Below are 26,323 nucleotides of genomic sequence, written 5' to 3'. Positions count from 1 at the left end.
GTCAGTTTTAGCGTCTGCATTTAGGATCAGTTACGGTTGCCAATTTCCAGTCAACAACAATTCCTTTCGATGGGTCAACACATTCAAAATACGTATTACTCACCGGAGGGTATTCATTGTTGTGATAGGGAAACACATCTTCCAGTCGCTTTACCAACGATGGACTGGAAGGATTGCTGATGTTGAACACCAGCAGATCATTAAAATTATTGACGTACAAAAAATTATCCTTGATGGAAATTTCAGTACTGAACGGAACGTTGAGAAACGCAAGTTTTACCGGTTGCGCAGGGTTGCTGATATCGATCAGATGAACGCCGGTGTTCACATCGTTCTGCAGCAGCAAATTACCTTTCACATATACTTTTCCGGGTTTTGTAATTGCTTTAGCTGATTGTATAGAGATGGCTGTAAGATTTTCAGGCTTCATGTACACTGGTACATAGGCTTGTTGCGAGCCATTCGAAACGCCGGATACAAGTGGATCGCAGCTTTGCAGCAGCAGAAAAAGCGAGACCAGACAGGTGATATTTCTCATAAAAAGTGGTTTACCTTAATCATTGAGTCTTAAAAAGTAAATATCGCTGCATTGAAACGAACCTAATGGCAATCTTTTTTAGATGCAGGTCGTTTTTGCCCTCTGTGTGAATTATAAGCACACAGAGATGGTCGAGAAATAAGTATGCCACAAAAAAAGAGCAAAGCGGTCAACACTTTGCTCTTTCAATACAGATCGTAAAAAATTATACAACACCTAACACCACCAACAGCGCATAAATAACACCGGGTACCCAGAACAGCAATGTAAGGATAAGGCTGATCCAGAATTTTGTGTTGATCGCATTTTGGTGCAGATAAACCGCCAATGGTGGCAACAGGATAGCAAGGATCACCAATAAAATGGTTTGCTCATCTGCAGCTTTTCCCTGACGTTGGTTTTGTTTGAATGTGTTTACTTGTTTTTTTACTTCTTTCAAACGTTGTTTCTTTTCTTTTTTTGAAAGATCGTTAAACGCATCAACTGCATTAGTTACATTTTCTTTCATGGCTTTTTCCGAAGCCGGAACAATTGCCTGGACGTTTACAGATTGAAACAAAAAGAGAGCTAAAAACAAGAATAGTAATGTTTGTTTTTTCATAAACAGTTTTTTAATTAGTTAGCAAAATATAAGCCAAACAGGATGCAAATATAGGTTTTGTATGCACTGCTTTTCAACTCAATTAAATTGATACTTAAAATGCAACAACAGTTCTTAATAATGCCAGCGAACAAATGCTTCCATGGCTGCATATTGAGTAAGGCCGAGTTTACCATACAGATCGGCGGTAGCAGCATTGCGTTCTTCGGCACGTTGCCAGAACTCACGGCTATCGCTACCCTGGAACGGCACCATATCTTTTTGTGATTGATGAATAAAAATACCAAAGCGTTTTTTCATCACTTGCTCTGGACTCATTGGGATGGCCATTTCAATTTCTTCCATGTTCCACTCCTGCCACGCTCCTTTGTATAACCACAACCAGCAATCGTTGATCCATTCATCACCATCTGCTTTTATTCTGCGCAGCGATTCAAGCACTACGTTGAAACAAACCAAATGCGTCCCGTGCGGATCAGCAAAATCGCCGGCACAATACACTTGTTGTGGTTTTATTTTTCGAAGTAATGCAACAGTGAGTTCTACATCTTCTTCGCCCATTGGATTTTTTTCAACTGTTCCGGTTTCATAAAACGGAAGATTTTGAAAATGCCATTGTCCTTCTTTTAATCCAACATAACGACAGGTAGCCGCAGCTTCGCAACGCCTGATCAATCCTTTAATAGCACGTATCTCAGCTGTATCAACCTGATTCGATTTTTTATTTTCCAGATAGCCTCTTGCTTCCGCCAATATACTTCTTGATTTGGATGCATCCGATCCCACCATATCTTCAAAGCCTACAGCAAAATCCATAAAGCGTGTTACAAACTCATCGGTAACTGCAATGTTTCCGCTTGTTTGATAGGCCACATGCACTTCATGTCCCTGATCGTGTAAACGTTGAAAGGTTCCCCCCATCGAAATAATATCATCATCGGGATGCGGTGAAAACAGAATTACTTTTTTGGGATATGGAGTACTGCGTTCCGGATGATTTGGAATTACCGCATTGGGTTTACCACCGGGCCATCCTGTGATACTGTCCCGCAACATATAATATACCTGCAGATTAATTTCGTACGCATCGCCTTTTTCAACCAACAGATCGCCCAAACCAAACTCATTGTAATCGGTATTAGTTAAGCTCAACACCGGCTTTCCTAATTTCAGCGACATATTCACCACCGCTTTTTTGATCATCTTTTCCGTCCATTCACACTCACCTGTGAGCCATGGACTTTTATAACGGGTAAGCTCAGCCGCAGCCATTTCATCAATTACAAACATCACATCATCGTGATTCTGTAACAACGATGCCGGCACATGTTCTGTATCATCGCCTTCAACCGATTGCTGAATAACCGGTGCTTTGGTTGGCCCCCACGCCATGAGTATAATTTTCTTTGCTTTCAGAATTGTACCAATGCCCATCGTGATAGCAAGCCTTGGCACTGCACTAATGTTTGCAAATTCATAACTGTTGGCAAGACGGGTAGAATTAGTAAGTGTAGTTAATCTTGTTTTAGTAAAAACGCTGGAGCCGGGTTCGTTAAAGCCGATATGTCCGTTAATGCCAATGCCGAGTATTTGCAGATCAACACCACCTACATCCGCAATTTTTTGTTCGTAAGCAGCACAATGTTGTTTGATGGTTTCTTTTGCTGTAGTACCATCGGGTATATGACAGTTGCTTTGATCAATATCAATTTTATCAAACAACTGCTGCTTCATAAAGCGATGATAACTTTGGATGGCATCCCGCTCAATTGGATAATATTCATCGAGGTTAAACGCAATTACATTTTTAAAACTCAAGCCTTCTTCCCGATGCAACCGCACTAATTCCGCATACAACGATTTAGGCGTTGAACCTGTTGCCAGTCCCAACACACAAGGTTGATTGGCTGCCTGCTTTTCACGAATCAGATTGGCAATTTGCTGTGCTGCAAAGGCTGAACCTTCTTTTGCATTTTCGAAAATGCGGGTTGGGATTCGCTCAAAACTATCAATTAAATCGATGGAAGCAGCCTTCTTAGCCATACTTTTTAAATTTTTTAATTAAGAGCTACAAATATATTCATTCCCACTATATAACCATAGGGAAAACGATTGCATGAAATCTACCGAACAGTTGTAAGCAATATCCATACAAACCTAAAACAGATCCAACGGCAAAATAATTTCAAACTGGTTCTTGCTAAGATTGAGTCCAAGCTTGTCAACACTCAACAGTCGGGTATAACGAATACCCGGAGAAAAGGGTTGTGTATTCCACAGTCGTGTATCAAAAAACAATTCAGCCCCAACAGATTCAAATGGGAACACATTGCCCGTGCGTAAACTTTTTATAGCTGTGTAATCGTAAAACAGATTTGCTCGTACCCGTAAGAAATAAACCATTTGTGCTATGCCAAACTCGGGATATGCAATAGGAAAATGATAATTGGTGCTGAAGCGCCACATCCGTGGATTATTAAAGGCATTGTAGCCTCTTGCAAACGGGAAATTATTACTGAACACAGACCCACGTAATGTATCCCGTGAAAAAGCGGTTGCAAAAAACACGATGCTGTGATTGCGGAAGAAACCCGGTGCATACAATCCGCCGTTTATCTGAAATTGATTCCCTTTTACACCATCAGTTGTTCTCCGGTAACGTACAGAAAGCGTTTGTGCCCATTTCGGAAATATCTGTTGCCGTGCCTGTTGACTTTGTATGGACCAATTGAGTGAACTGCTGATATAATTGAATTGCTGATCACGATAAATATTTTTAGCAATGCCGGTGAAGTTGAGTTGCTCAGTATTGTATGATGAAGAAATGGTAAGATTTTTAAACGCCACACCACTTGTGAAGTTGAGAGGAATGGTGAACCCTGCATTCAGGTTGGTTTGATTCCAGGTGATCGACGTATCCTGATTCAGTTGAAAATTTCTGCCCCATGTTTGTGAACCACCAACAAACAACTGCGGATACAAACCGGCGTACACTAATGCTGCGGCTGCCTGATGATAGCCTTCGTTCCGGTTATACGTGTACGTGTATTCGCCCACCATCGTATTGAGAATATTTTCACTGCTGAACGTGATGCCGTAATCAGGTTCGGATGCAAACGGTCGCCAGCTGTGAATATTGAACAGGTTCAATCCTGAACGATAGCGTTTGATCTCTTCCGTTAGTGGTTGAATATTTTTCAACAGATCCGGCGCTGCATATGTTTTGGGAGATAAATACAGATCCGCCAATGGGGCAATAGCATTTTCTTTTTGCAATTGTACATCACTCAACTTCTGCTTGAGTAGCATATTGCCATCGGTTGTAAATGAGTGCCAGATGAGTGTTTGCGATCTTGCATCGAAGCTGGCCTGATAATTACCATTGGGCAATTGTGCAGCTTTGAATAATGTTTTCTGTTTTGTATCGAACAAATACAACACATCGGTTCCATTTTGAGACGATGTAAACAAAACCGTATCGCCTGCCACCTGCACGTAGGCCAGCAATGCATTGCTGAAGGGAATCAAAACTTGTTCGTTGTTGGATGAAAGCTCTGTTTGCACCAATGCCATCTCCCCTTTTGCATTTCTTACTGCACTGATGACTGATGCACCATCGGCAGAAAAGCGTGGATACGTAAACATGTATTGATTTGGGTTGGGCAATGCAACATTGGTTGAATCGTACAAGCCGATGAGTTGAAGATTTGTTTGTTGATCGGTTGCTGCATTCACTGCAATTACTTTTTCTGCATCGGGTGAAAGATCGGGCATGAACAACCTTGTTTTGGATGTGATCTTTTTAACTTTTCCAATTGTAGGGTTCCATATTTTTAATTCGGAATACGTTTTCCAGCCCCAACGTGGATCTGTTGCAAAAGCAGTGTACACAACCTGTCCTTTTTTATAACTGTAATAACTGTCGTCGGCAATATCTTTTACACGAAGCTTCTTTTCATTACCACTACTATCGATCCGTACCCATACCGGTATTTGCCGGTAGCCCGACTTTAATGCAATGATTGACCCCTCATCTTCCACAAACGGATATTGATAACTCACCACATTGTTTTTTGATGGCTTGGTAATGGGTTGTAACGTTTGATACGGTTTGGCATCACTTGTTTTCATTTCATCTTTGTACCAGTTGAATGCATCTTTTACAAACTGCTTATACTTTATACCGGTATGACGTTTCACTGCCTGTTGATAAGGATAAAACAATCCTTTAAAATCCAGTGCATCTTTGTTCACTTTCGTCCACAGATCGTTTCCATATTTTTCACGTCCATAACTCACCAGTAAATAACCAAGATCGTAATGATCGGGTACAAAGTGTCGCAGTGAACCGTTACGCAATTTTTGATACGAATAGTTTTTCCCATCTAGCCAAAGCGATCGATAAGCATTAAAGAATAACGGTAAACGGCCTCTTCCCTGTTCACTGTTCACGGTTTCCTGCCACACCGCATCACCTTCCCAAAACCAATCGGGTACAGCCAGATTCATAGCAACGGCCTGTCCTTCCTGACCAAAAAAGAAACCAGCAATTTTTGGAATGGTTCGATTGAAATTTGAAAACTGTTCGGTATGCCGGAACTCATGTAACGAAAGATATTGATGCCAGGGAATAGCACCGCTGCCGAGGTTCGACAGATCAGGCATCATATAAAATTCACTGCGCCAGGGTGCAGCACCCACATATGCATTGGATGCTGTTGTTTGACTTTGCAAAACCACATTAAACTTCCGCAGCTTATTGCCAAGTGTAGCGGTTGAACCTTTTACTAATTGATGCGATAGCCAGGCAGCTTCCCTCGCCTGTTTCTCCAATAGCTTTGGAAAAATAATGCGAACGGTATCGGTGTTCAACTCGTAAAATTTCAATGAGGGAGGATTGCCGCCAAAGATCTGAGCGTTCGATGTAGCAACAATAAGCACGAGGGCAACCGTTAAACAATATCGTGTACGATTCATACTTAAAAATAAATGAAGTCATTAAATAAAATCACATTCAGCCATTATCTTTAATCAATTCTTTTTCTATGCTGCTACTCGCTCTTTCCATAGCTCCCGGTATCGCCATCAGTTTATATATTTTTTTGAAAGACCGGTTTAACCGTGAACCGCATCTCAACCTATTGGTTTGCTTTTTTCTTGGCTGCCTCAGTGTAATTCCGGCTATCATCGTTCAACTATTAACGACAAAACCTGTTGAACGGTTCATGGGCGAAGGCATTTTCTATACGGCTGTGTTTGCTTATTTGATCGTAGGACTGAGTGAAGAATGGAGTAAGTACATTATGCTTCGCTCTTATGCATTTCCAAAAAAGAGTTTTGATGAACCGTTTGATGGTATTGTGTATAGTGTGATGGTTGGGATGGGGTTTGCAACTGTTGAAAACATCGGCTATGTAATGCAGCATGGATTGGGCACTGCTATCCTACGAATGTTTTTGAGTGTACCTGCACATGCAACGTTTGCCATCATCATGGGCTATTATGCCGGGAAAGCAAAGTTCAAACCGGAGAAGCGGAAATTCTATTTGTTTACAGGTATTTTCTGGGCCGCTTTTTTTCACGGCACCTACGATTTCTTTTTATTTCTGCAAGGCAACACAACGATCAATCAATACCTCAGCGATGGACTGTTGTTTATGGGAGCTGTTGTATCGTTTATTGTGGCGATTTGGCTATCGAGAAAAGCGATCAAGGAACATCGTGACACGTCCGAGCAATTATTTTCAGTGAGAAATCAATCGGCCAAATAATCAACTTTCAATGTGATCGACGCTGTTTTTTCTTTGCTGGATGTATTGAACGCACCGCCATAGCTGTAATCTTCGTTTGCATTTTTACCGGTGATCAGGAAAACGCCCATCGTTGCTTTTTTTATTCCGCCTAATGAACCGCCGCTGTTTTTTGCAATGGTTTCGGCTCTTGTTTTTGCATCTTCACTGGCCTTGGCCAACAAATCGATCTTTATTTCATTGAGTTTGGTATAATAATACTCGGGCACGTTGGAGTTTAATTCAATTCCCTTTTCTAACAACTCCGTTATTTCACGTGAAAGCTTTTCAACTTTTACAATGTCTTTTGATTCAACCCGTACTTTACCGGTAAGTGTATAGCCGGAGAACTCAACACTTATTTCATTGCCTTTATCATCGTACCGGCGTTGATAATTTTTACTGATGTTCACGGAGGAGAAAACAATATTGCTATCGGGTATACCACGACCGTTGAGATAGGCTTTGATAGCTGCTTCGTCCTGTTTCAACGTAGCATACGCTGTTTTGAGTTCAAATCCATAACGGTTAAAAGATCCGCTCCACACAATAAGATCGCTGCTGAAATCAATTTCGGCCAATCCTGTAACTGTAATTGTTTCAGTTGATTTAAATTTGTATTTATAAGCATTCCCAACGATCCAGAGTCCGGCAATAATGGCAATACCGATGATGGCTGCTCCAATGTAATTTTTCATATGTTATTTTGTGGTTGAATATAACACATTCGCATCGTTGCTACGATACCCTCCAGCAACAATATTTTGTTAAGAGAATAAAATAATCAACAAAGCAACTTACCGCTTCGCAATGAACTCCAAACCGTCAACAGGGTTTGCAACTGCTGTCGGGGTTACACACTCATCATCACTCATTACTATGATCCACGAGTTTTTTCATCATCTCTGCTCCCACTGCATCAGCCGATGGGCCGTAGCCATTTACAAATACACCTTTGTGTCCATCTTTTGATTCAATGGCATAAACGATCTCTTCATCTGAAGGATTGGTAGCGCCTTCAAACCGGTAGGTCTCTTTGATCTCAAATTCTTCCGGTTCAAGATTCAGATCTGGGTTGAAACATTGCAGTGCATTTACCTGCAAATTAAAATCGAGTGTATAGCCTCTTGCTTTTAAGTCGCTGATCGCTTCTGTTACAGTATCGTAGTTGTGCATAATGTTTAATTTATAGTTGATAATTGCTTACTGTTACCCGTCCGACGAGGGCGTCTGACGTATCGTACATCGTACATCAAACATCATACCTGTCTACACCATCACATGTGTCTGCTTTAACACACCCATCACAAACACACTCTGCACATTGCCGATGTTTTCGCTTTGGCTCAGTTTATTTACATGAAAGTTATAATAATCATCCATGTTCTCCGCCACCACTTTCAACATAAAATCAAACTCACCTGATATATTGTAGCACTCGATCACTTCAGGCAGTTCATTAATATGTTTAATAAATTTCGTGCCTGCATTTTTGCTGTGTTCTTTTAATGACACATAACAGATCACCATCAATCCCTTCTTTACTTTTGCATGATCGATCAACGCTGCGTATTGTTTGATCACTCCACTCCTTTCGAGCCACTTGATGCGTTCATGCACAGGTGTGGTGCTCAGGTGAACTTTATCTGCAATTTCCTTCACCGTCATGCGTGCATTTTGTTGCAGGAGGCGGAGAATACTGAGGTCGGTTTTATCGAGTGTAACCGGTTCTTTAGTGATTTGTTCTGTTTTCGTTGCTTTTGCCATGGGTAAACAGGGTTTTGTCCTTTTATATACCTCCAAATTAGAATGATTTTCTGAATTTATTCACATTCGTATTATTTTATCCTGAAAAACTACCTTTGTCCTCTAAAACATTACATATGTCAACGCTCACAAGAAACACAATTGACTTCGATCTGAAGTACAAAGTAAAAGATATCACATTGGCTGAATGGGGCCGCAAAGAAATTCGTTTGGCTGAAGCAGAAATGCCCGGCTTAATGAGTCTTCGTGAAGAATATGGTGCTTCACAACCATTGAAAGGTGCACGTATTGCAGGTTGTTTGCACATGACCATTCAAACAGCTGTGTTAATTGAAACATTGATCGCATTAGGTGCTGAAGTAAAATGGAGCTCTTGCAATATCTTCTCAACACAAGATCAGGCTGCTGCTGCAATTGCTGCTGCTGGTATTGGTGTTTATGCATGGAAAGGTCAATCACAAGAAGAAGCTGATTGGTGTATTGAGCAAACATTATTCTTTGGTTCACCTGATCGTCCGTTAAATATGATCCTTGATGATGGTGGTGATTTAACCAACATCGTATTAGATAATTATTCTGAACTCGTTGCCGGTATCAAAGGTTTGAGTGAAGAAACTACAACTGGTGTACACCGTTTGTATGAGCGTATGGCGAAAGGTACATTACCAATGCCTGCGATCAATGTAAACGATAGCGTTACAAAATCGAAGTTCGATAACAAGTATGGTTGTCAGGAAAGTTTAGTTGATGCGATCCGTCGTGCAACTGATGTAATGATGGCTGGTAAAGTAGCTGTTGTTGGTGGTTATGGTGATGTGGGTAAAGGAAGTGCTATGAGCTTACGTGGTGCAGGTTGCCGTGTAATTGTTACTGAGATCGATCCTATCTGTGCGTTGCAAGCTGCCATGGATGGCTTTGAAGTAAAGCGTATGATCGATGCAGTGAAAGAAGCTGACATTATTGTTACTGCTTCAGGTTGTCGTGATTTGATCACTGCTGAACATTTCAAAGCAATGAAAGACAAAGCAATTGTTTGTAACATTGGCCACTTTGATATTGAAATTGATGTTGCATGGTTGAACCAAAACTATGGCAACACAAAAGATACCATTAAACCACAGGTTGATCTTTATAACATCGATGGTAAAGATATCATCCTGTTAGCTGAAGGTCGTTTGGTAAACTTAGGTTGTGCAACAGGTCACCCATCATTTGTGATGAGTAACTCTTTCAGCAACCAAACATTAGCACAGATTGAATTGTGGCAGAACCACAGCAAGTACGAAAACAAAGTGTACGTTCTTCCAAAACACCTGGATGAGAAAGTTGCACGTTTACACCTTGCAAAAGTTGGTGCTACATTGGATGAATTAACACCGGCACAAGCTGAGTACTTAGGTATTCCGCAGAATGGTCCGTTTAAATCTGAATTGTATCGTTATTAATACAGCTGCAAGCTGATAATAAAACCCGTTTCGCTTTGAAACGGGTTTTTATTTTCTATGAATCGGAATTTTTGCTTTCTGTTCAATTTTAAATTAATCATATAAGGCGATATAAATGAAGTATATTTACTTCAATAGGTTTACCGGTACAATCACAAATTGTATGGATAAATCTGACAAAACAAAAAAATATGCAAAGTATAAATATGGCAGGAGATAACGGAGAACTGGAAAAAGGAAAGCCGCATATCGTGGTTGAAATTATCGACTACGTTCCAAACGCTGTTGTCAGCAAAACGATCATTCGCAAAACAACGGGCAATGTAACAGCACTATCCTTTGATCAGGGTGAAGAACAAGGCGAAAAAATTACACCTTTCGATACGTTTGTTCAGATCATTGATGGCAAAGCTGAGATCACCATCGAAAACAATAAACATGAACTGCATTTGGGAACAGGCATTGTGATTCCTGCTCATAAATTACACTACATTAATGCATTTGAAAAATTCAAAATGATTTCCACTGTTATTAAAAGCGGTTACGAAGACATTACGCCGAACTATTCCATGTAACATGCACTCTACAATAGTAATCCCCGGCTGACGCTTTGTTCAACCGGGGATTTTCTTTTGTAACAAACGAACCGTTCAAGCAAGATTAGCCTGCGAAAATATAGCCGCATCCATGTTCCTGTGCACGGCCCAATGCCCATACTCCTGATGGTACGGGTTGAATATTCGGTAACATGCCCGCCAGCCATTCTTTACGAATTGCTTCCACATCCGTCTTCATCATATTAGCAGCAGCAGCGGAGTAAACTGTAAATGCTGCCTGACAATAGCAAAACATCACACCATCTTTCTGCAGATCGTTGATGCCCAGCGGCACAGGCCCAATACCGGGAATCACAAAATCATCTGCCTTGGGTTGCCAGAACGGATTACGTGTAGCCGCCTTACCTGTTTTTGGATCGTTGGCTTTAAACAGCTCACCCAGTTTGTATTTTTCCCACAGTTTGTCTTCCATCGCATAACCGATAGCTGTATGCCGAAGGACCACCACCACGCTGCAGTCTTTTGCACCGGTTCCGGTTGCTTCATTCGTCATCAGAAAAACTTTCGGCCATGCAAAAGGATAAATTTCATGTGGCTGTGTGGCATCAAATACCATCCGGTGTTTTCCTTTTATTTGTTTGAACCATTCATCAGGATTTGTTTCATCGATCCCTGCGTTTTCAGTTGATTCAAAAGGGGACGCATTCGCTGAAATTGGCAAGGCTGCTAAACCTAAAGCCGCAGCACCGGCCGCTACTGCACCCAAAAATTCCCGCCGTGCAGTTTTCTGTTCCAGTTCATTTTTTTTCATGACTTAAAACTTTAAAGGTTAAAAAAGGAGTGATCAAGACCTATGAGGTTTGCCGATCGAGACCGGTTGTGCTGCAAACTTCTCAAGCCTTGGGTTAACGAAAAAGATTACAGGTCAGCAAAGAATTAAAGAGACGGAAGGTGGGTGAGTAAGTATTGTAAGTTAAAAAATCCCTTTTTTAAATGCAAGTACAAAAAATGAACAGTTGTCCAAAATTGCCGTATAGGTTATAAAGCACCGGTTGAACCTCAGCCCGTCGAAACCTGCTATCTTCGTTGTTCACAAGTTTACCCTGCAGAAGAAGTTTACATATGCGCTTTTTACGATTGACTCTATTTTTTCTTTGGTCTTTGTGTTTATCATTGAATACAATGGCACAATCGCAAAGTGCTGCAGCAATGAGCAAACAACTCCGTGCACTCAAATTGCTGCAACAAACTACACTTGTAAAAAGTAAATATTGGCCATCCGTTGACACATCGCTGTTTCTTCAAAATCTGCAACGGAATATTGAACAGCCCGTGTTTTTGTATGCGGGCCGTAATACCAATTTTTGTGCATTTGCAATTGTTGGCTATGTTATTTCAAGAGAAGATCCGCTGGGTTATGTCCAATTCATGATCGATTTGTACCAACATGGGAAAGCAACGTATGCCAATGTACACTACAATCCATCAACAGCAGTTCGTACAGAAGCCGGAAGTATTTTATACGAGGGGGAATTAGATCGAAACGATGCTGACCAGATGTTATTTTTCACGTTGGCCGATCATTACAAGGGATACATCAATCTGTTTCATTTAAACTACAAACCGGGAAGAGAATTGGGTTTTTGGGCTGCTACCAATCTGTCCAAATTCAACCGGATGATTCGTGCTACTCTGCAAACCCAAATTCAATGTATCGGTTATGATTTAACAAGGGTGAAAATAAAAAACCTCACTACTTTTCTTCAAACCAAACTTAACAATGGCGACGTATTTCTTTATCTCAACAACAGTGTACTGCGCCGGAAAAACCACAATAAAGTAAAGAAACACATCCCCACACATTTTATCGTCTTAAAGTCAATTTCAGAAAAAAACGGAATGGTAACAATGACCTATTGGGATGCCGGTTTTAAAACATTGCGCCAGATCGATATCAAAAGTTTGAAAGGCATTCTCTATGGTATTAGCTGGAGTATGCGAACATCTTAACATGTTGAATTCATTTAAACATATCATCCTTCTTCTGTCAGCAGCACAACTGCTTGTTTCTTGTGCCGTTTCATCAAGGTTTCCGGTTAACTATTACACGGAAAACGAAAACGACATTGTTGCAATGGAAGCAGTGTACAACCGCATTGCCGCGGCCCGACCTGTATCGATTGGATTTACAGATAAAGAATTCCGGCATGTATTGGTTGAAATGAAAACAGATTCCATTCGCTACGTATACGAATTTAACATTGCCGATCCATCGTTATTTGACAGTTTGCACCACTATGGATACGATACGGCTGCAACCTTGCAGTTGATGCGGTATATGAAAAAAACGCAATGCACCTGGATCAATACACTTGACTACTACACATCGGGCAGAAAACGTTTACTCACATTTATGAGTATCCGTCACAAATCATTATCCGTACCGTTTTCGCCGGAAAAATATTTTATTCTCACTTTTTACAAGCAACCGCAGTATTACGATGAGAACGGAATATTGCTTGATCGTCGTAACCTGCGCAGAGCACGAAAGGTAAATAACGAGATCTTTAAACGGATCAACGACCGGGTTTGCTATACCATTTCAGCAAAATTCAGGTAACCAAAAGCGAACCCCAATTACCAATCTCCAATTCCTTATTCGTGCTTGTTCTCATCCCCCTATTCCGCCATTCATCAAAAGCAGTGTAACGGGGTTTTGTTTTCAGTATATTCGGCTTCCAAAACAATTTCTTTATGATGAAAAGAATAGGCATTTATTTCTTTTGTCTGTTATGTTACAATAGCATAACAGCGCAAACAGGCTACAGCAATTTTGCCCAGCAAACCAACCGCATCAATGCGTTGGCAAAAGCAAATCCGCAATGGGTAAAAGTAAAATCGCTTACGAAAACAAACGGCGGTAAAGACATTTGGCAGATCACTATCGGCTCCGGCAATACAGAAACAAAACCTGCTATTGCAGTAATTGGTGGTGTGGAAGGAAATGCACCATTTAGTACTGAACTTGCCATCGGTTTTGCAGAACAACTGATGCAGGGCATTGCAACCGACAGTATCAAAAACCTGCTCAACAAAACCACGTACTACATTTTTCCGAATATGAGTCCTGATGCAATGGAACAATACTTTGCATCGCTTCGTTACGAACGCCAGGGCAATGCTACATCAACGGATGACGATCGTGATGGCAACAGCAATGAAGACGGATACGATGATCTTGATGGTAATGGCAAGATCACCTGGATGCGTGTTGAATCACCAATTGGTACACATCGTGTTCATCCAAATGATCCGAGAGTGCTGATCAAAGCTGATGTAAGCAAAGGTGAAAAAGGAAACTATCTTGTTTTTGCAGAAGGAAAAGACAATGATAAAGACGGCAGCTTTAATGAAGATGGTGAAGGCGGTGTTTGGTTCAATAAGAATTTAACTTTCAAACATCCTTCTTTTTCACAAGGCTCAGGTGAATTTCCTGCATCAGAGAAAGAAACAAGAGCATTGCTGGATGAATTGTTTGATCGCTTTAATGTATATGCAGTGATCAGTTTCAGCAGCAATAATAATTTAAGTACGCCTTACTCTTTTAATGCACAAGCAGCAACGGCTCCTATTCTTGCTGGCTGGTTGATGCCCGATACAAAAGTGAACAGCATGGTAAGCGAACTCTATAACAAAACTGTTGGATTGAAAGATGCGCCAACATCATCAGTGAATGGGGGTGATCTGCTATCCTGGGGTTATTATCATTATGGCCGCTTCAGTTTCAGTACACCCGGCTGGTGGGTGCCGAAAACAAAACCTGATACTGCAAAGAATGAAAAAGCATTTACGGTAGAAGATCCTTCAGCAAATTATCTCCGCTGGGCATCGCAACAAAACATCAGCAATGTGTTTACCGAATGGAAAACAATTCAGCATCCTGATTTCCCCAATCAAAAAGTTGAAGTGGGCGGAGTTGATCCGTTTGCATTGAACACACCTCCCTACCCGCTTGTTGCTGATTTAGTGAAAAAGCACAGCAGCTTTTTAATAAAATTGGCAGCAGCACAACCGGACATCGACATCATCAATGTGCAAACAGAAAAACTGGCGAATGGATTAACAAGAGTTACACTTGATGTGATCAACAAATCTGCATTGCCTTCACATTCGAAACTGGGCGAACGCAGTTACTGGGTAAAACGCATTAATGTAAAAGTGAACAACAATAGCTCCCAATCGATCATCAGTGGAAAAAAGATCCAATTGCTAAATGCATTGGAAGGTTACAGTTCCAAACAACTTACATGGCTCATCAAAGGAACAGGGAAAGTAACCATTGAAGCTGGCAGTCCAACAACAGGAACAAAAACAATTGAGGTTACGCTTTAATGTTCACGTTAAAAAATTACAAAATGAAACTTCAGATAAAAAAATTCATCGCAGCAACTGCATTCAGCGTTACGGCACTGTTTGCAACAGCACAAACTGCTGATCAGATATTTAAAGCAGCAGGCTCACCAGCCAACCCTAAAGTTGCGGTTAGCTGGAACCGTTATTACGATCATGCAGGTATAACAGATATCCTGAAAAAGATTGCAGCAGCGCACCCGGAGTTAGCAAAACTCCAATCGATCGGTAAATCATTTAAAGGCCGTGATATCTGGTGCCTTACCATCACCGATTTTAAAACGGGTAATGCAGATCAAAAACCCGGCATGTATATCGATGGCAACATTCACTCTAACGAAGTGCAGGGTGCAGAGTTTTCGATGTACACCGCATGGTATTTAACAGAATCGTTTAAAGACACACGCTTCATCAAAGAGTTATTGGCTGATAAAGTTTTTTATATTGTTCCAACCATCAACCCGGATGGACGGGATAGTTATTTTCACGAACCAAATACGGGAAGTTCACCACGTTCAGGCGTATTGCCGATTGATAATGATCGTGATGGTTTAATTGATGAAGATGGTTATGATGATCTGGATGGTGATAATGAAGTATTGATCATGCGCCGCAAAAATCCAAATGGACGTTTACGTGTTGATCCATCTGATCCACGCAGAATGATACAGGTTGGCCCCGATGAAAAAGGCGATTATGAAATGCTTGGACTTGAAGGAAAAGATAATGATGGTGATGGTGTGGTGAACGAAGATGGGTACACGTTTCAATACGATCCTAACCGTGACTGGGGCTGGGGATGGCAACCAAACTACATACAAAATGGTGCTTATAAATATCCCTTCTCATTACCTGAAACAAGAGCCGTAATGGATTTTGTGATGAAGCATCCGAATATTGCAGGTGCACAATCGTATCACAATGCAGGTGGTATGATCTTACGTGGCCCCGGTGATCCGACAGATCAGGTAACCTACAATCCACAAGACATACAGGTGTATGATATCATTGCAAAGAAAGGTGAAGAATTGATTCCCGGTTACCGTTATCTCGTTGTTCATAAAGACCTCTACCCTGCTTACGGTGGTGAACTTGATTGGTTCTACGGAGGTCGTGGCATTTATACGTATTCAAACGAATTATGGACACCGTATTTGATGTTCAACAAAGATGCAACCCGAAATCCGCAGGATAATACCAATTTCAACTTTGATACTTATCTCCTGTTCAAAGATGCATTTGTTGACTGGCATGAATACGATCATCCGCAATACGGCAAAATTGAAATTGGTGGTTTTAAGAAAAATTTCGGTCGTGCACATCCGGGCTTTTTATTGGAGAGTGATGCACATCGCAATATGGCATTTACCATCTATCATGCGTATCACACTCCTTTGTTAAAAGTTGATACGGTTATTGAAAAAGATTTAGGTAACGGATTGAAAGAAGTAACTGCAGTTATTTCAAACAGCCGTATTATGCCAACGCACAGCAGTCATGATCTGAAATATAAAATTGAACGTCCTGATTATATTTCGATCAGCGGTGTAAAAGCTATTGCAGGAATGATCGTTGAAAATGCTGATCTCAACATCACAACAGAACAAACAAGTAATCCTGAGAAAATTGAAATCGAGAATATTCCCGGCTTATCAACTGTTACTGTTCGTTGGGTAATACAGGGAAGTGGGAAGTACACGATCAGTGTTGATAGTAAGAAAGGTGGTGTGGCGAAAAAATAACGAGTGAAGTACGAGGTAAGAAGTACGACGCTCTCCGTTTCCTTTGTGTACTTCGTGCAACAAAAATCAGTAGCACAAAGAATACAAAGACTTTCACGGGGAACACAAAGAAAATCCTCACAACTAAGTTGTGAGGATTTTTTATTACAGTCTGTTTGCAGAAAGCTTTGTAATTTTCAGCATCAACTCTTTACTATGAAATCAGTGCTGCTTTTTATATTCAATGCTTTCCTTCTTTTGCAAACCCATGCACAGCTATTGAAAACGGATGCCAATCTTTTAAAGCTAAAAGCACCGGACACGTTCAAAGCAGAATTCATCACCAGCAAAGGGAATTTCACCGTGGAAGTGTACCGTAATTGGTCGCCGTTGGGTGCCGATCGTTTTTATCAACTCATACGCAGTGGTTATTACAACAATACCGTTGTGTTCCGTGTGGTAAAAGACTATCTCGTGCAGTTCGGCGTAAGTGAAGACAAGCAAAAGAATATTTTCTGGCAAGGCAAAAACTTAAAGGACGAGCCGGTAGTTGGTTCCAACACCGACAGTACACTCTGCTTTTCACGGGGCGCACCCAATACACGTAAAACATCGGTGTTTATCAATCTCCGCAACAACCTCACCTACGACACTTTGCAGTCTGCCGGCGTGAAAGGATTTGTTCCGTTTGCAAAAGTGATCACCGGAATGGATGTAGTGCGGCAATTTTTTTCTGATTATGGAAACGATACCATGCGTGCCGCCGATTCGGTGTATTTTAAAGGGAATGCTTATCTTCTGAAACGGTTTCCCGGCCTCGATTTGATCAAAGAAGTACGGATTGTTAAAAGCTCCGATTAATCGCCCCATCTCACCTACCTTTGCAGTGCTGACGAAAGACAAATAAGTAAATCTTTTCCACAAATACCAAAATAAGCACGGGATTTGTTGCTTGTTTTCACCCCCTTTCCGCTTCAGTACAACCAAACAACACTTTTTTAATGCTTACGGATGAAATTGGCCGAAAATGAAGTGGCATCTCTATATGCCGCGGTTCATCTTCTGTAAACAACATCAGGCGCACAAAAATAAATTTGAATAGATGAAACTAATATTCGTTAAAAACATTCAGTTCACCCGTTTAATTAAGGCAGAGGGACGCTTACGTGAATTCAACTTTCGGAAACTCGGTGGCTTACAGGAAGGTCAGTTCAGCATTGATGTTGCCGATGAACGTGGTAATCGCCTGCTCTTCAAAATGATTAAGGAAGATCAATCATGGAAGATCATGGACAGTCACGATCTACCTTCCTGGGTGATCAATTCAACCAGTGTTTTGCATGATAAAATTGAAGAAGTAATGACGGCGAATATGCCGGAGCAGGAAGAACAACATCCGCAATAAGCAAAAAAGCTGTTCGGTTTACACCGAACAGCTTTTTCTGTAACTATCTGCAATTTAATAACCTTGATTTTGTACAAGGTTTGCATTCACTTTTATTTCATTGAATGGAATTGGGAATGTCCATGATCTGGACGTAGGCCCGATATTGCAATTGTCGGCACGTGAGCCATTGGCAACACCACATTCTGCACGTGCAATCGTTTTGGTTGTTCTGCGCAGATCGAACCATCGATGGCCTTCGCCCAACAGTTCAACCCGGCGCAGCAACAAAATAGCATCGAGTAAAGCAGGGCCAACTTCAGCTCCAATTGCAACGCCACGATTCGTACGCAACAAATTGAGATCAGCTAGCGCTGTAAGATCGTTGGTGCGTTGTTTTGCCTCGGCACGCATCAACAACAATTCACCGGCACGAAAAACTTTGAAGCTGCGTACACCCGGATACTTCCACGACAAGGTACGCTGTATGCCACCTGATCCGGCTTGGTTAAACCGATTAACACCGGGATCAACATACGCACCACCCTGCGTCTGCAAAATATTACTCATTGCTACGGTTACACGATAGTTGGGGCTGGTGCCGCTGATGGCACCACCGGGCCGCAACGCATTATCTGACGGAACAACCCAATATACTTCAGAAGAAGGAGCTGTTTCACCGGCTGTTGAAAAGGCAGCAATATAAGCGGCTGAATTTCCTACGGGACGAAGTGCTAAAGCAATATTTGCATCTGCAATAACCGCATTCCAATCAGATGCATAATAATTAACACGGGCACGCATGGCATAAACAACCGCACTGTCAATATAATTGCGTGATGTATTACCCGTTGTGTTTCCTCCATCACGGAATGCAACTAATGCATCGCCTAGATCTTTCAAAATGGCATCATAGTTTTCTTTTACGGTGTTACGTGCTGGTAAGTTAGCAAACGGCTTTTGCGGATCGAAAATGGTTACAAACGGAACACCAAGGGCTGTTGAATTACGACTGAAGTCAACAGCGAAATAACGCATCAGATCAAAATGTGCATGTGCACGAATGGCCAATGCCTGTGCTTTAATGCGTTTTGTTTCTGCTTCTGTAGCACCTGTTTCGTAAATTTCAACAAACTTCAATAAATTATTCACCCGTGAAATAATTTCATACGGTTGAATAAAAGCAGCAGCAACAGCACCGTTATCAGATGCATAACTCATTTCGCTCATAATATTCCAGTTACCTAAACTTTCCAGTGCTTCTACAAAATCATCACCCATCAATTCGGGCAACGCACTCCAGGCACTGGCGCTGCCGGATGCAGCAGGGCTCCCATAATAGTTGTTACTCTGGAATCCGTCATAAGCACCACGTAAAGCACTGCGTACATCATCAAACGTCTTCAAATCCGTTAATGAAGTATCAGGCACTGTGTCTAACGGCTTCTTACATGCCACCAATCCCGTAAGTACGAGGGCAAGCATGATGTAGTAAACCGGTTTTATTTTGATATTCATATTTTATAAAGTTTCGTTCATTAAAAATTTAAATTCACACCAAAGCTTACACTGCGTAATGTTGGGTACTGTGCACCACTTACAGCAGCATTGGAGTTTGCATCTGCATTAACGATGGTTGATACTTCCGGATCCCAACCCTGGAACTTATGCCAGGTGTAAAGATTTTGCCCTTGTACAAAAAGCCGTAAACCTTGTATACGCAGCTTTTGCGTTACGGTAGCAGGTAATGAATAAGACAGCATTACATTACGCAAGCGAAGGAAATCACCTTTTTCAAGGAAACGTGTTGTTTGGCCCTGTGTGGCTTCATCTATACGTGGGAAATCAGTTATCTGTCCCGGTGTGGTCCATGCATTCAATGCATTCCGTGAAAAACCAGACGTAGTGTATGCATAATACTCAACATTGTAACGTGCATTGTTGTACACATAGTTACCTGCAGAATACACAAAGAATGCAGAGAGTTCAAGTCCTTTAAAATTAAAGGTATTGGTAAACCCAGCATTGTGAGGCGCATCACTCGTACCTAACACAGTCAGATCGTTAGCGTCATAATCTTCCGTAAGTGTTTTGCCATCTGCTTTCAGATATTGCGAATTCCCATTATCAGGATTTACACCCGCATATTGTACGAGATAAAAACTATTTAATGGCTTTCCTACCTGCAATGCCTGGAAGCTTTTGTACAACTGAAATGTTTGTCCGTCAGGTAACGATTTGATGGTGTTCTTATTGAATGCATAGTTTGCATCAAACGTCCATCTGAAATCTTTTGCATCGATAATTTTCAATGAAAGACTTACCTCAATTCCCTGATTTTCCATGCTGCCATTGTTAGCAAGAAAAGTACCCCCACCACCGCTTGTAGCAGGAACAGTTGGTTGAAAATACAAACCGGTTGTTAAGCTGTTATAATAATCAACGGCTGTTTTTACACGGCTCTTGAAAAATTCCATTTCAACACCAACGTTGGCTGTTCTTCTTTTTTCCCAGGTAAGTTCAGCATTTCCCAAACGGTTGATGCTTAATGTACCCTGTCCGCCGTATGTACCACGTCCGTATTGTTGTACATATGGAAACTCGCCAATACCATTCTGGTTACCCACTGCACCAAAACTTGCACGCAGTTTCAAATAATTGATCGCATTTACTTTAAAGAAATTTTCATCAGAGATCACCCAACCCGCACCAACTGAACCGTATTGTGTCCATCGGTTAGCAGGACTCAAACGTGACGATCCATCTGTACGTCCGGAAAGTGAGAGGAAGTATTTATTTCGGAATGAATAATCGGCTGTTCCGAAATACGAAAGCAATGAACTGTTTTCAGGAAATCCGCCACCTACAGTTGGAATATATCCATTGGCTGCAGTGCCTGCAACAAGACCTGCTTCGTTATCAAACGGCAACAACAAACCATAACCGGTGAAATTAAAATCACGGCCTCTTCTGCGAATAAATTCTGTATAAAGCGAAGTGGTTAATTGATGATCGTCGTTTGCACCAAAACCAATTTTGTGTGTAAGACTATTGGTAATGGTTGCACGGAAACGACGGTCGAAACTTCTTCCCAATGCACCTTCACCTGCAAACGCACTGCCAAATGCAGCATTCTGTGCGGCAGATTGTGTTCCATTTTTTGTAATTCCAAATACTTCTGTTTGAGAATAATCACCTCCTGCATTTAAACGATACGTAAGGTTTTTGATTCCGGGAATTTTGTATTCAACAAAAATATTTCCTGTTGATTTTAATTGCCAGCTGTTGTCCGCATTTACGATCAACTCTTCAACCGGGTTCAGCCAGAATGGAAATTGAACAGAACCTGCATAGGTTCCATCATCATTATACACTTTTTCATAAGGCAATGCCCAGATAACAGTGTTCAATGGTGAGCCAACACTTTGATCGCCTTCAAATGTTCCTCTGAATTTAGACCAACCACCAGCTAAGTTTACACCAAATTTCAAATTGCGTTCAGTATGTGCAAGATTTAAACGGCCATTATAACGTTCCAATCCGGTATTAATGGTTACGCCTTCCTGATTGAAATAATTGAATGATGTGTAGAACGTGGTTTTATCATTACCACCACTTGCGCTGATCTGATGCGATTGCATTTTACCATCATCAAATACAGCATCGTTCCAATCTGTATTTACATTGCGGAATGCTGCTACTTCTGCAGGCGACCATCCCCATGGATTTCCTGCAACGTTCATTTCGAAATCAAGTTTCTCCTGTGTGTTCATCAGTTTCAACTTATTTTCCGGCAATGTGGAAATACCAATTTGACCATCGTAAGCGAAACGAACTTTTCCACTCTTTCCTTTTTTTGTGGTTACAACAATTACACCATTGGCACCACGTGAACCATAGATAGCTGTGGAAGCTGCATCTTTTAAAACAGAAACACTTTCAAAATCGCCCTGATTCATTGTACTGAAATCGCCTGCACGTACTTCAATACCATCCACAATAAATAATGGATCAACAGAACCGTTAACAGATGTACGTCCGCGAATGATAAGATCTGCATTACGTCCAGGCTGGCCCGAACCTGCCTTTACGTTCAAGCCCGGCGCCTGCCCTTGCAATATCTGATCGAATGATGCAACTGGTTGCGTACGGATGTCGTTGATCACAACCGTTGAAGCCGAACCGATGTTTGAACGTTTGGAACGTGTAGAGTAGCCGGTAACAACTACTTCTTTCAATGCGTTTACTGTTGCGGTTACAGTAACATTTACAACAGCGCCATTTACGGTTACTTCTTTCTGTTCAAATGAAGTGCTGGTAAAAATGAGTACATCGCCCTGTTTTGCATTGATGGAATAATTTCCCTGTGCGTCAGCAGTGGTAATGGTTTGCGTACCTTTTACTTGTACAGTAGCAAAAGGCTGAGGTTCTCCGTCTTGTGAAATGACTTTTCCCGTAACAGTTTGCGATTGTGCAAACGATACAGAAAACAATCCAATCACAAAAGCAAGAAGAACCCGAAGGATCTTTCTTGTCATGAATGATAAGGTTTAGATGATGAATGATAAATACCTGCTAATCTTTTTAACAGGTGATTAAAGTGTGCGAATTAAACACACTTCGAAATAATTGACAACACATATTCATGTGATGCTGCGTTTGTAAATACATGTTATGACAAGTGGTAAAAAAAATATGCTGAATGAAATGATGCTTCTTCGGTTTTTTACATAACGTCATTTTTTTACACGTATATTGTCATTACAATGTCACAGACAATGAAAATATTTAGTGAACACATTTTTAAATGAACAACTTTTTTTTCTACGTCAGCCAGCCTATATTGCAGCCCGTTTTTTACATAACAAGTTTGAATATACCATGAGAGAATTTTCATCAACGATCGCAGGTGCATTGCGCCTGCGGGTGCAGCAGGTAGAAACAGTGATTGATTTACTGGAAGAAGGTTCCACCATTCCGTTTATTGCCCGTTACCGAAAAGATAAGACCGATAACCTGGATGAAGTAGTGATCCAGCAAATACAGGATCAGGCAAAATTTTTAAAAGAATTTACAGAACGAAAAACATTTATTGAAAAAACAATTACCGAACAGGGTAAGATGACGGATGCGTTGCAGGCTAAATTGGACAAGGCAACAACAATAAATGAGTTGGAAGATATCTATCTCCCTTATAAACCAAAACGAAAAACTAAAGCCCAGACTGCAAGAGAAAACGGACTTGAACCGTTAGCCCTCCTCCTACTCGAACAAAAAGATATTGCCGTAAACGAGCATGCAGCAACGTTTATCAATGAGAAAGTTGCAACGGTTGAAGATGCGTTGCAGGGTGCACGGGATATTATTTCGGAACAAGTGAATGAAGATGCTCTTGTACGGGCCAAACTCCGTAAATATTTTGAAGATCAGGCATTGGTGAAAAGCACAGTGATGAAAGACAAAGAAGCCGATGGCATTAAGTTTAAAGACTACTTTGATTTCAGTGAACCGGTGCATAAAATTCCATCGCATCGTATCCTTGCGATACTCCGTGGTTTTACAGAGGGTGTGTTGAAGATGAGTATAGAACCGGAAGAAGAACTGGCCATTGAGTTGATCGATTCATTATATATAAGAGGAATGAATGAATCAACTGCACAGGTAAAGAAAGCGATCAAAGATGCCTACAAGCGATTACTGCAACCAAGCCTTGAAACAGAATTCCGTTCGCAGTTAAAACAAAAGGGCGATGAAGAAGCCATTACTGTGTTTGCAGAAAATCTTCGTCAATTGTTATTGAGCAGTCCATTAGGCAGCAAACGTATTCTTGCAATTGACCCCGGTTACAGAACAGGTTGTAAAATTGTTTGCTTAGATGAGAAAGGTGATCTGCAAACAACGGACCTCATCTTTATACATGAGCCGGGCAAATTGTATACGGCTGAGCAAACCATCCGTCATTTAGTGAATGCATTTCAGACACAGGTGTTTGCCATTGGGGATGGTACAGCAGGAAGAGAAACAGAACAGTTCATTAAAAAATTAAATCTTGGCTTACCTGTTTTTCTGGTGAATGAAGATGGTGCGTCCATTTACAGTGCAAGCGAAGTTGCCCGGGAAGAATTTCCGGATAAAGATATTACGGTACGTGGTGCTGTAAGTATTGGCCGCCGGTTAATGGATCCATTGGCAGAGTTGGTAAAGATCGATCCAAAAAGTATTGGTGTAGGACAATACCAGCACGATGTTAATCAAATGCGTTTGAAAGAACGTCTTGATCAAACTGTTGTGAGTTGTGTAAACCAGGTGGGTGTGAATTTGAATACAGCCAGTAAAAATTTATTAAGTTATGTGAGCGGTATCAACAGCAGCATTGCAGAAAATATTGTGAAGTACAGAAACGAGATCGGTCGTTTTACAAGTCGCAAACAATTATTGAAAGTGCCACGCCTCGGCGATAAAGCATTTGAACAATGTGCAGGTTTCTTACGCATACCCGATGGTGAAAATGCATTGGATAAAAGTGCCGTACATCCAGAAGCGTATGCGGTAGTTGAAAAAATGGCAGCCGATCTGCAATTAAAACTGGAAGAACTGGTAGGTAATGAAACAACTATCAAACAGATCCCTGCAAAAAAATATGTAACGGAAACCATTGGTGAATTAACCATCAATGATATTTTGAAAGAACTGGTAAAGCCCGGTCTTGATCCACGCAGCGAGGTACAGGCATTTGAATATGCCAACATCTTCAGTATTGATGAAGTAACGGCAGGTATGGTGATTCCCGGCGTTGTAACCAACCTCACCCGCTTTGGTGCATTTGTTGATATTGGTGTGAAACAGGATGGCCTGGTGCATGTATCAGAAATATCACACGAGTATATTACTGACCCGGCTGAAAAATTAAAGTTGAACGATAAAGTAATGGTGAAAGTGGTGGAAGTAGATGTGCAAAGAAAACGAATTGCATTATCAATCAAGCAAACGCAAGAAGCACCTGCAAGAGGAACAAGAATAAAACCACAAGGACAAGCAACAGGTTTCAAGAAACAGGAAGACTTAAGCAACTTAACGGTGAATGATGCGTTGGCCGCATTGAAGAAGAAATTTGGGAAGTAACCAAAAGCTGTAAGCTTTCAGCTGCGAGCAAATGCAAGGTCAATTATTTTCATCTGTTTTGATTTGCGTGCATCAGTGACCAATAAAATACAAAGAGGCGCACCGCTAAGCAGTGCGCCTCTTTCAGTCCGGCAGGTTGTTACAAACGGAAACCGACTGTAAAACTCAGAACTCTATGTTTGTTTTTTTCATCAATGTTATTATCTGCACCTGATTGCAGTTTCGCTAAACCCAAGCCATAATTCACCGAGAACATTGCTTTCTCTCCTTCAAAACCTACTGTACCATTTAAACCATAATCGAAACGACGGAGAATACCATATCCTGCACCCTCTTCACCTTGTGTGGTAGGATCATCATTTGAAAAATCAATTTTATCAGTTCTATTGTATGCAACACCAATTATCTGGTAATCCAGTTTTCGATTACCCCCTACACCCATCGCAACATATGGACCTGCGCCTGCAAAAAATTTAGCGCCACCACCTAAAGGAGCTTTCACAACAACGTTTACAGGAACTTCGATATAGTAAGGATTTACTACTGAGCGGAAATAGCCATTTTGGCCTGGTTGTCCACTTTGCAACTTTGAACCTTTACCGGTGAAAAATAATCCCGGTTGAATAGAAAGCACATTTTTAATAACAGCTATATCGCCCTGCAATCCAACTTGAAAACTTGACAGCATCCTGTTTTCATCTACTGCACCATCATCACTGATTGAGATATTCGCCATGTTATAACCGGCTTTAATAAATACGGAAGAGTTCTGCGCTGATACGCTGCTGATGCTTGCAGCAAAAATAGCAAGACAAAGAATTTTGATTTTCATAAACGTAATTTTGTTTAGGGTTGCCAAATAGTATGCCAAACTATTTTTTCGATTGATGTATGAATGGTCAATCATGTTTCGGTACGATCGAAAAAATACTCAGGCCGGAGCATAGACCATTAAGGAAAAGAGAAGTTTAATGCCCTAAAAAAAACTC

The 26,323-nt window shown here is 41.1% G+C and carries 21 protein-coding genes; 10 read left to right on the top strand and 11 right to left on the bottom strand.

All coding sequences use genetic code 11. The features are described 5' to 3' along the window. Nucleotides 1-7: 7 nt before the first annotated feature. The 4 genes from WG989_RS15355 to WG989_RS15340 form a co-directional block, all read right to left on the bottom strand. Complete coding sequence (locus tag WG989_RS15355) at nt 8-538, bottom strand: LVIVD repeat-containing protein (RefSeq protein ID WP_340430708.1); 531 nt, start codon at nt 536-538, stop codon at nt 8-10. A gap of 205 nt (nt 539-743) precedes the next feature. Further along, nucleotides 744-1,139, bottom strand: a complete 396-nt coding sequence (locus WG989_RS15350; RefSeq protein ID WP_340430706.1) for a YqaE/Pmp3 family membrane protein — start codon at nt 1,137-1,139, stop codon at nt 744-746. A 114-nt stretch (nt 1,140-1,253) separates the two neighbouring features. After that, nucleotides 1,254-3,182, bottom strand: a complete 1,929-nt coding sequence (gene nagB / locus WG989_RS15345) for a glucosamine-6-phosphate deaminase (RefSeq protein ID WP_340430704.1) — start codon at nt 3,180-3,182, stop codon at nt 1,254-1,256. A 114-nt stretch (nt 3,183-3,296) separates the two neighbouring features. Continuing rightward, complete coding sequence (locus WG989_RS15340) at nt 3,297-6,116, bottom strand: hypothetical protein (RefSeq protein WP_340430703.1); 2,820 nt, start codon at nt 6,114-6,116, stop codon at nt 3,297-3,299. Nucleotides 6,117-6,184: 68 nt separating this feature from the next. Here WG989_RS15340 and WG989_RS15335 point away from each other — a divergent pair, with 68 nt between their 5' ends. After that, complete coding sequence (locus WG989_RS15335; RefSeq protein WP_340430702.1) at nt 6,185-6,910, top strand: PrsW family intramembrane metalloprotease; 726 nt, start codon at nt 6,185-6,187, stop codon at nt 6,908-6,910. Here the strand turns inward: WG989_RS15335 and WG989_RS15330 are convergent. The 3 genes from WG989_RS15330 to WG989_RS15320 all read right to left on the bottom strand — a co-directional run bounded on the left by WG989_RS15330 (nt 6,895) and on the right by WG989_RS15320 (nt 8,695). Further along, nucleotides 6,895-7,626 (bottom strand): SIMPL domain-containing protein, encoded by a 732-nt coding sequence (locus WG989_RS15330; protein WP_340430701.1) that lies wholly within the window; start codon nt 7,624-7,626, stop codon nt 6,895-6,897. The two genes, WG989_RS15335 and WG989_RS15330, sit on opposite strands and share 16 nt — an antisense overlap. Nucleotides 7,627-7,795: 169 nt before the next feature. Beyond that, nucleotides 7,796-8,104, bottom strand: a complete 309-nt coding sequence (locus WG989_RS15325) for a phosphoribosylpyrophosphate synthetase (RefSeq protein ID WP_340430700.1) — start codon at nt 8,102-8,104, stop codon at nt 7,796-7,798. Between the two features lie 93 nt (nt 8,105-8,197). Continuing rightward, nucleotides 8,198-8,695: an Lrp/AsnC family transcriptional regulator gene (locus WG989_RS15320; protein ID WP_340430699.1), complete on the bottom strand. Its 498-nt coding sequence runs from the start codon at nt 8,693-8,695 to the stop codon at nt 8,198-8,200. A 116-nt stretch (nt 8,696-8,811) separates the two neighbouring features. On the opposite strand from WG989_RS15320, the gene ahcY reads away from it, so the two are divergent. Then, a complete protein-coding gene (gene ahcY / locus WG989_RS15315; RefSeq protein WP_340430697.1) occupies nt 8,812-10,140 on the top strand; it encodes an adenosylhomocysteinase in 1,329 nt (442 codons plus the stop codon). Between the two features lie 191 nt (nt 10,141-10,331). Continuing rightward, entirely contained in the window at nt 10,332-10,715 is a 384-nt protein-coding gene (locus WG989_RS15310) for a cupin domain-containing protein (protein WP_340430695.1), read from the top strand. An 85-nt stretch (nt 10,716-10,800) separates the two neighbouring features. Here WG989_RS15310 and WG989_RS15305 read toward each other — a convergent pair whose 3' ends face one another. After that, complete coding sequence (locus tag WG989_RS15305) at nt 10,801-11,508, bottom strand: twin-arginine translocation signal domain-containing protein (protein ID WP_340430693.1); 708 nt, start codon at nt 11,506-11,508, stop codon at nt 10,801-10,803. A gap of 371 nt (nt 11,509-11,879) precedes the next feature. Here WG989_RS15305 and WG989_RS15300 point away from each other — a divergent pair, with 371 nt between their 5' ends. From WG989_RS15300 to WG989_RS15275, 6 genes are all read left to right on the top strand, one after another. After that, nucleotides 11,880-12,707, top strand: coding sequence for a hypothetical protein (locus tag WG989_RS15300; protein WP_340430691.1), 828 nt, complete (start codon nt 11,880-11,882; stop codon nt 12,705-12,707). Between the two features lies 1 nt (nt 12,708). Continuing rightward, nucleotides 12,709-13,317 (top strand): hypothetical protein, encoded by a 609-nt coding sequence (locus tag WG989_RS15295; protein WP_340430690.1) that lies wholly within the window; start codon nt 12,709-12,711, stop codon nt 13,315-13,317. A gap of 134 nt (nt 13,318-13,451) precedes the next feature. Further along, nucleotides 13,452-15,089: a M14 family metallopeptidase gene (locus tag WG989_RS15290; RefSeq protein ID WP_340430689.1), complete on the top strand. Its 1,638-nt coding sequence runs from the start codon at nt 13,452-13,454 to the stop codon at nt 15,087-15,089. Nucleotides 15,090-15,112: 23 nt separating this feature from the next. Further along, nucleotides 15,113-16,849: a M14 family metallopeptidase gene (locus WG989_RS15285; protein WP_340430688.1), complete on the top strand. Its 1,737-nt coding sequence runs from the start codon at nt 15,113-15,115 to the stop codon at nt 16,847-16,849. Nucleotides 16,850-17,044: 195 nt separating this feature from the next. After that, nucleotides 17,045-17,689 carry a peptidylprolyl isomerase gene (locus tag WG989_RS15280; protein WP_340430686.1) on the top strand — a complete coding sequence of 215 codons (645 nt, stop codon included), beginning with the start codon at nt 17,045-17,047 and terminating at the stop codon, nt 17,687-17,689. Nucleotides 17,690-17,930: 241 nt separating this feature from the next. Further along, nucleotides 17,931-18,233 carry a hypothetical protein gene (locus WG989_RS15275; protein ID WP_340430685.1) on the top strand — a complete coding sequence of 101 codons (303 nt, stop codon included), beginning with the start codon at nt 17,931-17,933 and terminating at the stop codon, nt 18,231-18,233. Between the two features lie 54 nt (nt 18,234-18,287). Here WG989_RS15275 and WG989_RS15270 read toward each other — a convergent pair whose 3' ends face one another. Then, complete coding sequence (locus WG989_RS15270) at nt 18,288-19,730, bottom strand: RagB/SusD family nutrient uptake outer membrane protein (RefSeq protein WP_340430684.1); 1,443 nt, start codon at nt 19,728-19,730, stop codon at nt 18,288-18,290. Between the two features lie 20 nt (nt 19,731-19,750). Then, nucleotides 19,751-22,750, bottom strand: coding sequence for a SusC/RagA family TonB-linked outer membrane protein (locus tag WG989_RS15265; protein WP_340430683.1), 3,000 nt, complete (start codon nt 22,748-22,750; stop codon nt 19,751-19,753). Nucleotides 22,751-23,003: 253 nt separating this feature from the next. On the opposite strand from WG989_RS15265, the gene WG989_RS15260 reads away from it, so the two are divergent. After that, a complete protein-coding gene (locus WG989_RS15260; protein ID WP_340430682.1) occupies nt 23,004-25,334 on the top strand; it encodes a Tex family protein in 2,331 nt (776 codons plus the stop codon). Nucleotides 25,335-25,473: 139 nt separating this feature from the next. Here the strand turns inward: WG989_RS15260 and WG989_RS15255 are convergent, their stop codons facing one another. Further along, entirely contained in the window at nt 25,474-26,166 is a 693-nt protein-coding gene (locus WG989_RS15255; protein WP_340430680.1) for an outer membrane beta-barrel protein, read from the bottom strand. Between the last annotated feature and the right edge of the window lie 157 nt (nt 26,167-26,323).

This window comes from Lacibacter sp. H407, from assembly GCF_037892605.1.
Lineage (GTDB): Bacteria > Bacteroidota > Bacteroidia > Chitinophagales > Chitinophagaceae > Lacibacter.
Note: the sequence above shows the minus strand (reverse complement) of the source record. Positions and strands in the feature narration are given on the sequence as shown.